Annotated in this window: 14 protein-coding genes and 1 tRNA gene; 5 read left to right on the top strand and 10 right to left on the bottom strand. The window is 36.1% G+C overall.

Going from position 1 to position 13,141, the window contains the following annotated elements:
- Positions 1–363: 363 nt before the first annotated feature.
- A complete protein-coding gene (locus JZO83_RS06140; RefSeq protein WP_019722947.1) occupies positions 364–792 on the bottom strand; it encodes an ImmA/IrrE family metallo-endopeptidase in 429 nt (142 codons plus the stop codon).
- A 6-nt stretch (positions 793–798) separates the two neighbouring features.
- Positions 799–1,161, bottom strand: a complete 363-nt coding sequence (locus JZO83_RS06135) for a helix-turn-helix transcriptional regulator (protein ID WP_206859061.1) — start codon at positions 1,159–1,161, stop codon at positions 799–801.
- A 312-nt stretch (positions 1,162–1,473) separates the two neighbouring features.
- On the opposite strand from JZO83_RS06135, the gene JZO83_RS06130 reads away from it, so the two are divergent.
- Positions 1,474–1,863 (top strand): phage holin family protein, encoded by a 390-nt coding sequence (locus JZO83_RS06130; RefSeq protein ID WP_206859060.1) that lies wholly within the window; start codon positions 1,474–1,476, stop codon positions 1,861–1,863.
- Positions 1,864–2,003: 140 nt separating this feature from the next.
- On the opposite strand, the gene JZO83_RS06125 is transcribed toward JZO83_RS06130, so the two are convergent.
- The 5 genes from JZO83_RS06125 to JZO83_RS06105 all read right to left on the bottom strand — a co-directional run bounded on the left by JZO83_RS06125 (position 2,004) and on the right by JZO83_RS06105 (position 7,087).
- The gene (locus JZO83_RS06125; protein WP_206859059.1) at positions 2,004–2,153 is read right to left on the bottom strand and encodes a hypothetical protein; all 150 of its coding nucleotides are present in this window, start codon (positions 2,151–2,153) and stop codon (positions 2,004–2,006) included.
- Between the two features lie 601 nt (positions 2,154–2,754).
- Entirely contained in the window at positions 2,755–4,554 is a 1,800-nt protein-coding gene (locus JZO83_RS06120) for a glycerophosphodiester phosphodiesterase (protein ID WP_207115249.1), read from the bottom strand.
- 99 nt (positions 4,555–4,653) lie between these two features.
- Positions 4,654–5,250: a VTT domain-containing protein gene (locus JZO83_RS06115; protein WP_206859058.1), complete on the bottom strand. Its 597-nt coding sequence runs from the start codon at positions 5,248–5,250 to the stop codon at positions 4,654–4,656.
- A gap of 198 nt (positions 5,251–5,448) precedes the next feature.
- On the bottom strand, positions 5,449–5,790 hold the full coding sequence (locus JZO83_RS06110) for a hypothetical protein (RefSeq protein WP_206859057.1): 342 nt from the start codon (positions 5,788–5,790) through the stop codon (positions 5,449–5,451).
- The gene (locus JZO83_RS06105; RefSeq protein ID WP_206859054.1) at positions 5,759–7,087 is read right to left on the bottom strand and encodes a DUF1576 domain-containing protein; all 1,329 of its coding nucleotides are present in this window, start codon (positions 7,085–7,087) and stop codon (positions 5,759–5,761) included. Before JZO83_RS06105 ends, JZO83_RS06110 begins: the two co-directional genes overlap by 32 nt.
- Before the next feature lie 255 nt (positions 7,088–7,342).
- On the opposite strand from JZO83_RS06105, the gene JZO83_RS06100 reads away from it, so the two are divergent.
- Positions 7,343–7,909, top strand: coding sequence for a TetR/AcrR family transcriptional regulator (locus tag JZO83_RS06100; protein WP_023519894.1), 567 nt, complete (start codon positions 7,343–7,345; stop codon positions 7,907–7,909).
- A gap of 197 nt (positions 7,910–8,106) precedes the next feature.
- Positions 8,107–8,194, top strand: a tRNA-Ser gene (locus JZO83_RS06095).
- Between the two features lie 203 nt (positions 8,195–8,397).
- Here JZO83_RS06095 and JZO83_RS06090 read toward each other — a convergent pair.
- Positions 8,398–8,604: a hypothetical protein gene (locus JZO83_RS06090; RefSeq protein ID WP_206859053.1), complete on the bottom strand. Its 207-nt coding sequence runs from the start codon at positions 8,602–8,604 to the stop codon at positions 8,398–8,400.
- 382 nt (positions 8,605–8,986) lie between these two features.
- Positions 8,987–9,562, bottom strand: a complete 576-nt coding sequence (locus JZO83_RS06085) for a hypothetical protein (protein WP_207115248.1) — start codon at positions 9,560–9,562, stop codon at positions 8,987–8,989.
- Positions 9,563–10,203: 641 nt separating this feature from the next.
- On the opposite strand from JZO83_RS06085, the gene asnB reads away from it, so the two are divergent.
- Complete coding sequence (asnB, locus tag JZO83_RS06080; RefSeq protein ID WP_206859051.1) at positions 10,204–12,099, top strand: asparagine synthase (glutamine-hydrolyzing); 1,896 nt, start codon at positions 10,204–10,206, stop codon at positions 12,097–12,099.
- A gap of 150 nt (positions 12,100–12,249) precedes the next feature.
- On the opposite strand, the gene JZO83_RS06075 is transcribed toward asnB, so the two are convergent.
- Complete coding sequence (locus JZO83_RS06075) at positions 12,250–12,696, bottom strand: DUF2188 domain-containing protein (protein WP_207115247.1); 447 nt, start codon at positions 12,694–12,696, stop codon at positions 12,250–12,252.
- Between the two features lie 230 nt (positions 12,697–12,926).
- Between JZO83_RS06075 and rpmG the strand changes: the two genes are divergently transcribed.
- Positions 12,927–13,076, top strand: a complete 150-nt coding sequence (gene rpmG, locus JZO83_RS06070) for a 50S ribosomal protein L33 (protein WP_002356321.1) — start codon at positions 12,927–12,929, stop codon at positions 13,074–13,076.
- Positions 13,077–13,141: the final 65 nt, after the last annotated feature.

Here is a 13,141-nt window from a genome sequence, read left to right as displayed (position 1 = left end):
ATATAAGGACTATGAACAATTTAGGTAAAGTAAATAAGAAGAGGGGAAATTCGTTTTATTAGAAATTTTGTGATTGTTATCGAAGTTGCTGCTTTACTTATATGAAAAAAATAAAAATCAGAATAGTTATATATAAGATGGAAATGTTACTTTTTTTATTGCGTTACTTATCATCATTTATCAAAATTGAACCAGAGAAAACTACTAATTTTGAGAAATAGATTGGTAAAACCTTTTCTTATAATGATTCGGTATTTTTTTGCTAACGACACTGAGTAAATTCTTACAATCCAAAATGATTTTGATCTAAAAAATAGAATAAACTACAGTATCATCTTTCGAAAATCTGTAGTTTATTCCATTTCATATCAAAAACCGATAACAACTCTCCGGAAGTCCATAGAGTCGTGTTAGCTCCTCGACTTCTCTTGGATAGGTTTCTGTATCTTCCTTATACAAGGAAACGATCAGATTGGAAGCGAAGCAGTTGGCTTCACTTTCTGATTTGCTTCTTGAGTTTCTGGATGACACATAGTAACTTGAGATTTCACGATGGAACAAGGCGTGTCCAAGTTCATGGGCGCAAATGTAAAAACGTTCTTCTGATTCTTTTAGTGAGTTGTTCAACAAGATAATAGGGGAGCCTAATAGTTCTTGAAACTGTCCTTTTGGATTATCTAGAAAAGAAACATATCTGATTTCTATTCCTAATTTTTCAGCAATGACAAAAGGATTGGCAGTATCATAGGTGCGCTTCAGTTCGCTTACTAGTTTGATAATATCCATCTCCATATACGCTCACTTCTCTTTGTCGCGTTTTCGAAATTCCCAGAAAAGCCCGGTCAGTACATCTTTTACACGTTGCTTTTCTTGTTCTGTCAATGTTTCGCCGCCATACGCCATGTTGACATTTGAATTAAGCATTTTGTCCAATTCAAATAGATCGTCTGTATTTGCCCATTTTGGTGCTTGGTTGCTGCCCAAAAGGAAATCAGTCGTTACGCCAAAATAATCAGCTACTTTTTTTAAGTTTTCCGACTTTGGCGAAACACGGTCCCATCGTCTGATTTGCCCATTAGAGATTCCTACGGCACGTTCGACTTCAGCAAAGGTTACTTTTTTTTCTTCCGCTAATTGTTTGATTCTTGTAACAAGTGTCATGAGGAACCACCTTTCTTGATCTTGAGATAGCTTAAAAGTTATTTCGGTTGACAATTAGCTTTTATGCTATTATAGTTTACTTATACAATCGTTTAATCATTTAAAAAGACAAGAATTCAGTAACTTAGAAGTTCAAGCAAGCTAGTTCAATTAAGTTAAAGCGTATTCTTTTTCTTTTATTGATTTTATGATAGCTTAAAAGTCATTTTGTGTCAAAGATGATGATATTTTTACTATTTCAAACAATTGAGAAGTACAGCAAGCCGAGTTAAAAAATAATGGGAAATAATCTGGAAAGTAGAGGGTGAGGAAATGATCGTAGATAATGCTGTGGTATTGAATGAGTTTAAAAATCTTGGGAGTAATGTGTATATTCAGATATTTTTATTGATTCTATGTATTGATTTCATTAGCGGAATTTGTTTGAAAACAGAAAAAAAGAAACGTAGCAAACAATCTTTTCTGAAAGATCTAGTCAAGTACGTGATGATTTTTCTTATTGTTGCGATTGCATATCCTTATTTAAAGATTACTGGTTTTGAAGCAATTGGGATTGCTTTAGTGTTCTCGTATTGTGCAATCTATGGTTTGTCTGTGATTGAAAATTTGCGAAAGTTAGGGATTCCTGTGCCAGAGTTTGTTAAAGTACGTTTAAAAAAATGGCGTGATTTTTCAGAGGAGCAGGGGAGGAGTAAAAAATAAACTGTGGATTTTATTGTAAGTAGTACTTGCGTTTAATATTTTTTGAAGTAAACAAAAAAGACGTTTCTGTGGCTCACTTGGCCATAAACGTCTTTTACTTCTTGATAGAATTATCAGCTGGCATGAAAAAGGGACACTCCTTAGTTAGATTCGTGTAATGCTTTTACTGCTTGTTCAATGGTGACCCCATAAGCAACATGTTGTTCATTCATTGCATCGATTGCCATGAAGCGGTTAGTCGAGCTATCAAAAGCTACACGATAGCTGATAGTTGTGTTTGTGAATGTCATATAGGTTTCCTCCCTTCCTTGAAAAGTAACGTATCCATGAAACTTTCTGTGAAACTTTCGGATACAATTCAAGTTTAGCACCATTTCAAAATTTGGGCAATCAAAGTGCTATTGCATAAAAGGGGAGAGTTATATCTCGATTAATTTTCCGTGATTCCAATCAATAAACCAATCATTAATAGTAAAAAAACTCCTGTTTGTACATAGACCATTATTATTCACCTCTTTGATCTAAGTGTAGCTGTTTTTGAATGAAGACTCACGAACAGCTTGGGAGAATGTTCAAACAATATTGTCATATCTGACGTTTGGTTTACTGGTATTGAAAGGAGGGAGAAGTAAATTAGTGGGAAATCCAAGAATTAAACGAGCAAACACTTGTTTTGAGATATTTCGCAAAGTTCATTATAATAAAAGAAAGGGGGCGAAACGCTATGCAAAAAAGAAAAAATTCTGGTAAATTGGGTATTTTTCTAGCAGTTATTTCTGCTATTCCCGCTGTTTTAGCAGTCGTTCGGGCGATTAAGGAATCAAGAGAAAGATAAACTAAAAAGCGTGTCGCTTACTTATCCAATCGGACAGTGAGCGATACGCTTTTGTTTTATCCAACACCTAGAACAAAGTTTAATAATTTGTCTGAGTAGGTTATTTCGCCTTCTGTGTTCTTGATCGTAGCATTTAAAGCTTGCATATCATCTGTAATGATGCCATCTACGCCATAAAACATCATTCGGCTCATATCGTCTGAATCATTTAGGGTCCATACATAGACTTTTTTGCCATCTTGATGGGCAGAATCGATAAAGTTACGATTGATCGTACTGTATTCCATGGTTAGGAAATCACCTGGGGTAACTGGAGGACCAATGATATTAAAAGGTAAAATATACCCAACATAAAAATCTGGATTTTCAGCTTTTAACTCTGAAACTGTTTGATAAGTCAAACTTTGTAAAATATGTCCATGTGTTAAAATATTCTCTTCGTATTTCTTAACAAAATTTTTGACTAGATCTTTTGAGTCTTTTCTAGTCGTTTTGATTTCAATGAGTAATTTCTGATTTAATTCATTTGCTCGTTTTAGATATGTGTCAAATGAAACTAGTGGTTCTTTGGCACCATTTTCAGTGACGGTCAATTTTTCTAATTCTTCAAGTGTCAAATCTTGCGGTGCCTTATTGACTCCTGTCAGATTTCTAAGATTGAAGTCATGCATCACAACGAACTGGCCGTCTTTTGTTTCTTGAACATCCATCTCTACATAATCAGGATGGTAATTTTTACTCGTCTTTTCTAAAGCGGCAATCGTATTTTGCGCGCTATTCCCAGAGCTAACTCCCCGATGAGAAATGGTGAGGGGGGTTGTTTCAGAGGCAGAGTCCAAGTAGTTCATATTGTAAATACATACACCGACACCAAAAAATACGGCAAATAAGGTCAATGCAGTATTCTTTACAGCAGAATGCTTTTGAGGTTCTTCTTGTGGTGAAAACCAGCTAGGGATATCGGGTAAAAACCCTTCGTCATCCATAAAGTCCACAATGACATAAAAAATACCCACGGTCGACATCACAAAATTGAACAAGATGACGCCTTGTAAAAGAGTCATTGCAAACACAGCACTGATCAATGAATACTCAGAAAAATAGGTCTCAACTAAAATCTGACCAGAGATAATCGCTAAGTAACCGATTGTTGAAATCAAGAGAAGCGTTCCACTAATAATCAAGAACTGTCCTGAAATCGCGAAAAATCGTGATTTGGTCAACCGCCAACTTTCTCGAACGGCTTCACGAAAAGGACGGTCTCTTAAAATCATTTCTGGTAAAGAGAAAACCAAACGAATCCCAATATAGCCGAGGAATACATAAACCAAAAGAAAAGAGCTGACGACGATCCAGCGGTTTGCAAAAATAAAGTCGATAATAAATGCAGGAATCTTGATTCTAGAAAGTAAATCAGAATTAAAGCTCATTCCACTGACTGGTAAAATCAGAAAGAAGTAAGCCAAGAAAAATAAAAAAATCATCGGACGAACTTTTTTTAGTTGCCGAATCGTCAATTGCAGTAATTGTTTCAACGATATCGGTTCTTGTTTTTTGATAAAATAAACACTCATCAGTAAAAAAGTGAACTCAAAATAAACTAGGAGTAAAATCATCAACAAGACAGCGATCAAGGAGAAAAAAACGACTGGATGCTGTGAAATCAATGTGGGGATATTATCAGTGGAGAGATAATCAATCGACCCACGTTGTAAAATCAAACGTGTTGTACTTCCGAGCAAAGGTAAACAAATAAATAAGATGAACCCATGCATCAAAACTACGTCACGAAAGTAAGCTTGCGTCCCTTTGAGGAAGTCCCAAGCATTTCCTAAACTACGTTTTATATAAACGATCATTACTATCACCTACTCCTAACATTATAACGCAAAAAATAAAAAAGGAGTACTGCAGTAAATATTCATTGCAGTACTCATAGTGTGTCTATTAAGGAATCATCCTAACAAGCCAGTCAGGAAGTTGCCACCATAAATCAATGCCATACTGTACAAAAAGATCGATAAAGGTTTAGCGATCAATATGATCAAAGTGTACTTTTTGACTGAGATGTTTGTCAAGCCAGCCATCAAACATAAGGCATCGTCTGGTGCTACTGGCAAGAAGATCGCTAGTGCAAAAAGTTTTTCAAAGCGACTTTGGTTATCCAACCAACCGATATATTTATCGTAGGTTTTGTCGCTGATCATCGATAGTATAAATGGTTTACCATATTTTCTACCTAATAAGAAAATGATGATCGAACCGATACAAATACCGACATAATTATAGATAAACCCGGCATAAGGACCAAAAATCAGGACGCCAGCAGCGGTGCTGATCCCACCAGGAATGATCGGTATGACGACTTGCAGTATTTGAATCAAGATAAAGATAATGGGACCTAAGATAATTGAATCACCCACAAGCCCTTTTAATGCGTTTATATCTTTAAATACGCCTAGATTAATAAAATAAATCGTGATTGCCACTGAGAATCCAATCCCGATGATCGATATGATATTCATTAATTTTCGTGATACTGCAACGTTCATCCCTAGTCAACTCCTTCGAGGTTTTCATCTGATACTTGTATTTTACATGAAGTGAGTAATCGCTCGCCACTATTTAAAGTGAAAAACAACAAACAATTTTGTAAGTTCTAACCAAGTATAGAGGATGAGTTAAAATAAAACATCCAACCAGAGACTTATTTACTTAAATTTATGATCTCATTCGGTGACCTATTTAAGTTAAAGTTCAATTCGACGAAAAATCTTGATGTTCAGAATTGGCGAATCATACATGATCTCTACATCATCGATCAAATTTCCAAGTAGCCGATAAGATTCTTGACCGTGAGAAGGGGTGCCTAGCAGTTCGTGGTAATAGATTTCCATACTGGGGTCTCTAGGTGTATTCAATAGTGTTGCTAAATTATTTAAATCTTTTGGCGGATTCATCGTGGTTCCTTGAAATTCGATATACAGTCCTTCGTCGGTATATTCTAATCCGATACGAATCTCATTGATTTCGTGTTCGTAAAAATACGTGAGGAATTCATCAATGATCCTCTTTGATAGCTCTTTTTCCATGTGCGTTCTTTCCCTTCCCGGTAAACGTAAAATTTTCTAGGATAGGCACTAGTATACCAGCAATGAATCCCGTTGAAAATCCACTATTATATAAATTTAATCCCCCGTGTAATGTACTGAGATTATGGACAAGAGTAATATGTAAAAAGCCAGCAATCACTCCGTACACTCCTCCATAAAATCCACTGATTGGGGCTAAGCCTGTGCCAAAAATCGCTGCGACAAGCATGGTCGTTTGTGTCATATCGTGCATCGTTCCTAAGATAGAAGCGATATAAATACCGATAAGGATCGGGAAACAGTTTTTTACGTGGCTTCCAAACGAACTGAAACCAGCCACAGAGATGATCCCGCCAGTCACGGGCCCATTCAATACCCCACCGATCAACAAGACGTAAGACAAAAGTAACAAGCCAACTAAGCCCATGTTGATCAAAGTAGCACCGATACCAGCAGTACCAATAAAATCCGTTGTTAGTTTCCCTGATGATTCAAAAATTTCACGCAAGCCTTTCAACTTAAATGAGTTGAAGAAGAAACCGCAAAGAGCAGTTGATAAAAAGAATAGAAAAATGATCCAGGTCAATTCACGGTGATGATCCGTTGAAAGAATCGATTGAACTTCGATCGAGTAACTAAATTGCCGGAGAATGCCTGTTACTAACATCGCGATCAAGCCGGATGTAAAGCCAATATTGTAAAGTGTAAAACCGCGATGAAAAGTAAGTGTTTGAACTGCTAAGATCGGCAATAAAAAGCCGACGATCAAACCAGCTAAGTTCCCAAGAAAGGCACCTTGAAGCAAAGGTAAGCCAATCCCGAACGTAATATAGCTGACAACAGGGGAGAGTGCGCTACCGAACAAGCCAATCATCACATATTGAGAAAATGGCTTGTGCATAAAATGAGCATAGAGATAAACACCGAGAATGATCGAGATGGAATTATATAGATTTTTTCCAAAGAAAGAAAAGCCTGCGACAGTCAAGATTGAAGCAAACATCGCACCATTCAACATGACTTTATGGCGATAGGCGAGTAACACAGAAGAGAGTGTAAGTAAGCCTACATTCATAAATGCGCTTCCAAATCCACCTAAAGCAATATAGTCTGTTAAAAGATTACTGGGGGAGGTCATGATGACCATTAATCCTACGAGGTTATTCGATAAAGAATCGCTAAGCAATCCAATAATCAAAAAAAACACGCCTGTAAAAATAAGGTAAAAATAGTTTTTCCTTTGAGAAATGATTCTTTTTTTAGGATGAATATAAATAACGTCACTTTTATTCTTCATTACACACCTTCTTTTCCTTTTTATTTAACTATAACTTGAAAGAAAACTTTTGGTCAACTTAAATTCAACATAAAATCAAAAATTGTAAGGGGAAACAAATTTGGCGGGAAAATTGTTAGAAAATTGAGAAAATCCAATAAAAAACACATAAATGCTTTAAAATATAACAATTTAGGTATATTATTTGCAAAAATGAATCATTATCGGTTAAAATAAAAGAACACAGACTGTAGCATGAAGTGGGGGAGTTTTATTATGAGAAGAAAAGTCTATACGAAGGATCAAATTCTGAAAGCTGCATACGAAGTTGTTGCTAAAGAAGGATTCAAAGGTTTCACTGCAAGAAACATTGCTAAGAAGATGGGAATATCGACTCAACCGATCTACTTAGAGTTCAAGAATATGGAAGATTTGAAGAATACGCTATTAGATGTTATCTTCCAACAGTTAGAAGAAGAAGTGTTTCCTGTTGAGCGTACAGGAGATAAGATTATCGACTTAGGGCTTAATTACATTTATTTTGCTAAGAAAAACCATAGCCTTTATATGGCATTATATATCGATGAGCATGGAAATGGTCAAAAGATGCATGATTTTTCTTATAATTATTTCCGTAAGCTTTTGAAAGAAGACGCACGATACAAAGATTTATCAGAAGAGTATATTGATGCACTTCATACTGGTACTTGGGTAACGATTACTGGGATCGCTTCACTGATGTCTTCTAGTATTATGCATCCGACAGAAGAGCAAATCATTTCGATCATCAAAACAACGGTCGATTCTGTATTGGCAATCGAAAATCCAGAAAAAATCCGTTAGAATAATGCAGTAAACTTCTTTCTCTGAGAGTATAAACTCAGAGAGGAAGTTTTTTTTATAAAGTGGTTTTAAAGTTTTCTGTATTTGAACATAACAATAGTGATGTGTAAACGTGGTTTTAGAAAACAAATATATTTGAAATCAGCGCTAGAATTTCTCTTGACATTTTATGGAAAAAGATTAAAAATAGTAGGCATGGAAGGTTGGCAGAGTGGTAATGCACCGGACTCGAAATCCGGCGAGCCGCAGTAATGTGGTGCACGGGTTCAAGTCCCGTACCTTCCTTTATATCAACGTTTTTGAGCTATCTGGCTGTTGCTGGATAGCTTTCTTTTTTCTTTTTGGTTCCCCTTTTGGTACCCCTTTGCATAGAATTTAAGCTTTCATGTAACTAGAAAAATTTGAAATAATGGATTTTATCTACTTAAATAGCCCAGCATGTCATCACCTCCAAACAAAAAGAGATAGCCAAGCTATCCCTTAATCGTTTATCCGTTATAACATTCTTTGCAGCAATGAAGACACCCATTGAAATTTTTTGATGCGTGGGTTTGGTTTGCTTTATGTAAGGCTTCTTCGCAAGTAGTAAATACGCCAATAAAAAGGGCATCTTCTGGACAATGCGTACATGAGATCACGTGGACTTTGTGATTCCCTTGATTATCTGCTTTTTTGTTAAAATAATAAATTGCCATCTCTATCTACCATCCTGATTTATTTCAACGTTTTGCTCGTTGATAAGTAAATTATACTGGAAGAATGGGCAATCAAGAGTATTATTTTTTCATGATCATGGAAGAGGTTGTTTAAAAAAAACTCTTGCAATTAAAAAAGAATGATTGAATTTTTTTACAAGCTTTAATTACTAGTTGATTTACTCTCATGGTTATACAAGTAATTGGTTTGACTATGCGAACATTCTAGAAGTAGTCGTTTATCTGAATAAGTAAAAGTATTCATTCGAACAATTCAAAGCGCAAAAGTCAGAACGATGAAAGCAGTCGGTTGGCTTTTGCGCTTACTATCAATGGGTGATCTGTGCAACTGTTTATACATGAAAGTTTGATTTTACAAGAATCAACTGATATAGCCATTATTTTTGAGTGCTTTTTGGTGTTCACATGGCGTACCGATGATTGTGAAAGGCGTGATCTTAGTAGTAGTTGTTTGTCCGTTCCATTCATAAGAGTAATTTTTACCTACCCAGCTGGTGTCGCAAGCGAAACAATGGTATTCGACCTCGATACGTCCAGTTGCATCTTCTGCCTGGATCCAACCGATTGACTGAGCTGTGCCGTTTGTGATGCTTGCTTGGTTTAGATCCCAACCGTAAGGATCTGAAGTAAAAGCTGTTAAAGGGGTGGCGGGTGTGCTTAACGCTTTTTCTAATACTGGATCATGCGATTGATTTTGTTCTCTAGGTGTTTGATTTGAGAAAACTTGTTCTTCATTGCCTGTTGTTTCTGTAGTGGTCAATGAATCTTTAGTACTTACCGTATGTGGACTGTTGGTTTCTTGCCTTGTTATTTCTTGCGGTGGAACGGCTTTATTTTCTGGTGCAAATAATGGAAATAGCATGAGCCCTAACATGAACGCCCCGATAATAGTTGTTACCCCTAACAATATTCCTAATATTACTTTTCCGATTTTCATAGTCTCCCGTCCTAACTTCAAAAATAAGTTCTTAGATTGAGCATCTATGAAAACGGTCATTTCGTCAAGTGATTTGATATAAGGTTATAGTTATTCTTTGGACTTTTAAGCTTCTAGAAAGTTGCTTCTTGGTATAGATAAAGTCAAAAAAATATGGTATTCATTAGTTATTTTTAAATAAACTGCATGGTAGATAAGCCCTTTTTTGATGGGGTGTTAGGGGCAACATAAACCTTTTTGGCTAAAACACTTTTATCAATCATAAGTTTTTTCTTACACTTCCATGTAAAAGAGTGAGGTAAGTAAAAACGCAGATAATTTATTATTTAGCAATCGAATCATGGACTAGAAATGCAAATGTAACCGCTTGTTATTTTGTGGGTGTCCGTGTGCAAAAATCTCCCTATTTATGAATAACATGAAATATTTGTTAACAGTAGGAGAATCCAGTAGCTTCCTAGGTTAAAACGTGTTAAATTAATTGTTGAGTCTACTTTTTTTAAAGTCAGAGATTTTCCATTTGATTTGTTCACATGTGACGAAATTGTAAGAGTGGAAATCATTCATTCTGAATGCCTTCCTGTGATAAGATTCATGTAGACATAATAATGGAATAGTAATTTTAGTAGGATGTGAAATAAATGTGCGGAATCGTAGGATTTGTTAATGACAAAGATAATAAAAAAGCAATCATCAATGATATGATGGATCGCATCATTCATCGTGGACCAAATAGTTCTGGTGAGTACATTGATTCTGATGTGGCTTTGGGTTTTAGACGTTTAAGTATTATTGATTTAGAAGGCGGCACACAGCCGATTTACAATGAAGATCGAACAAAGATCATTATTTTTAATGGAGAGATCTATAACTATCAACCGCTAAGAAAAGAATTGATCAATGCAGGTCATGTGTTCCAAACTCATGCAGATACAGAAGTGTTATTGCATGGCTATGAAGAGTGGGGAACTGAGTTATTGCAAAAAGTGCGTGGGATGTTTGCTTTTGCGATTTGGGACAATGAAAAAAAAGAATTATTCGGTGCAAGAGACCATTTTGGGATCAAACCGTATTATTATGCTGAAATGAATGGAACATTTATGTTTGGTTCTGAAATCAAGAGCTTTTTACCACATCCAGATTTCAATAAAGAACTAAACCAGGCAGCCTTGAAACCTTATATGACGTTCCAATATTCTCCTTTGAATGGGGAAACCTTCTTTAAAGGCGTATATCGTTTGCCAGAAGGTCACTATTTCACTTACAAAGATGGCCAAATGGACATCCAACAGTATTGGGATGCGAATTTTGAAGAAAAAGGAACGAAGAGTCGTCAAGAATGGATTGATCAAATTGATGAAACAGTCAAAGCATCGATTGAAGCACACACGATCAGTGATGTCGAAGTTGGTTCGTTTTTATCAAGTGGAGTCGATTCAAGTTATGTGACTTCTGTTTTGAAACCTGACCATTCATTCTCAATCGGGTTTGATGATAAAACTTATAATGAAGCGATTGAAGCGCGTAAATTAACAGAGATGCTTGACTTAGATAATACGGCGGCGGTCATCGACGGCGATATGTCCTTTAAAGCTTTTCCTTTGATCCAATATCATTTAGATGAACCTGATTCCAATCCGTCTTGTGTACCGCTGTACTTTTTAGCAAATCTTGCGGCGCAAAGTGTTCGTGTGGTTCAATCCGGTGAAGGAGCAGATGAATTATTTGCTGGCTATCAATCATATGGGTTTCATACAAACTCTAAATTTATCCGCGTGATTGCCCAAGGGTTGAAAAAATTACCTAAAGGAACTCGCTATAATCTAGGAAGAAAAATCGGGAAAATGCGTAACTTCCATGGTAGGATCCATTTATATGAATCTTTAGCACCAGCAAAAGAATATTTCATCGGACATGCACGAATCTTTGAAGAAAACGAAGCGGCTAGCTTGTTGACTCCAGCGTTCCAAAAAGCGCCGACAGTCAAAGAAATCATGGCAGAGCATTATGCGAAAACTGAAGGAATCGAAGATGAGATCAACAAGATGCAATATGTCGACTTGCATCAGTGGATGCCAAAAGATATCTTGTTGAAAGCCGATAAACTTTCAATGGCAAGCTCACTAGAAGTGCGGGTACCATTGTTAGATATCGAAGTGATGAAATTGGCTCAACAGATCCCAAGCAAGTATCTATTGAATCAAAACAATACGAAAGATGTCTTTAGACAAGCTGCGAATAAGCATTTGCCTGAGGAATGGTCTAATCGTGTGAAACTTGGCTTCCCTGTACCGATCAAAGCTTGGTTGAAAGAAGAGCATGGGTATCGTCAAGTCAAAGAATTATTTGAAGCTGATTTTGCGAAAGAGTTCTTTGATCAAGATAAAATCATCAAATTACTAAATGACCATCATGAAGGTCGAAGTGAAGAACAACGTAAGATTTGGACGATCTTTAGTTTCTTGACTTGGTATAAAGTTTATTTTGTAGATGAAACGATTCCTCAAGCTGAATCGATCCAATACGTCACAGTTTAAACGATTAAGAATTTATCTCTAAAAATGCAAAAAACGAAGAGTGCCGATCCGATTTGGATAGGTTCTTCGTTTTTTTTTGCGCAATAACTGACTGATTTCGGTTAAAAATGAATGAGCCATGTTCAAACAAATTTACTTGAAAATTGACGATCAATAATGGACTTCTCGTTCAAATGAACCATCTTTTTTATAGATCAGCAAAGAAGTTTCTTTATTCCGAGCGACTTCTTTTCCTTTTTCGATGGCTTCTTCTTTCTTGTCGAAATGGTTGCTGGCTTTTTCAGCGCCTTTTGAGCGAACGATCCAGTGATCTTCTTCAAATTTGACTTCGACGTTGGCATCTAATAATTTTGATGCTCGTGGATTACTGTCATGCTTATCCTCTTTTTGGGGATTTTTCTCTTTTGAAAAAGCTTTTTTTTCTTGCTCATCTGCGCTTTCGTACCATTCTTTCGCTTGACTGATCGCGATTGGGATTGCTCGATCATCCGGGTAACCCTCATCTAGCAAAGCATTGCCGATATCAATGGCTTTCTTTTTAGTCAACTCTTCTAAGTTCTTCATCGCTGGTGGAAAGTCTTTCATATTCCAAGGCATAATTGATTCCTCCTAAAAGAATGAATTTCACTACTATAACAAGTGTAATCTCAACTTGTAAAAAAGAAAAATCATCTGTTTCGTTTTTAGAAAAAACTCGTTTTATGCTCGTCAAGTAGAACTACTTAACAAAATCGTGAAAAAGGCTAGCAATCTGATAAAAATCATGGTAAGATAATCAAGTCTGAGAGTCATCTTAGAGGATTCTAGTATAAATGGGAGGGAAAATCATGCGCGTAAACATTACTTTAGAGTGTACTTCTTGTAAAGAACGTAACTACCTAACTAACAAAAACAAACGTAACAATCCTGATCGTTTGGAAAAGCAAAAATATTGCCCACGCGAACGTAAAGTTACTTTGCACCGCGAAACAAAATAATTCGTCTAAAAAAGTTTGGGTCTGTACCCAAGCTTTTTTATTTTTAGTATAATAGGTAGTAGAGG

Origin of the sequence: Enterococcus sp. DIV1298c (assembly GCF_017316315.1) — a bacterium.
Lineage (GTDB): Bacteria > Bacillota > Bacilli > Lactobacillales > Enterococcaceae > Enterococcus_B > Enterococcus_B mangumiae.
The sequence above is the reverse complement of the archived record's forward strand: the minus strand, read 5'-3'. Positions and strand labels throughout refer to the sequence as shown.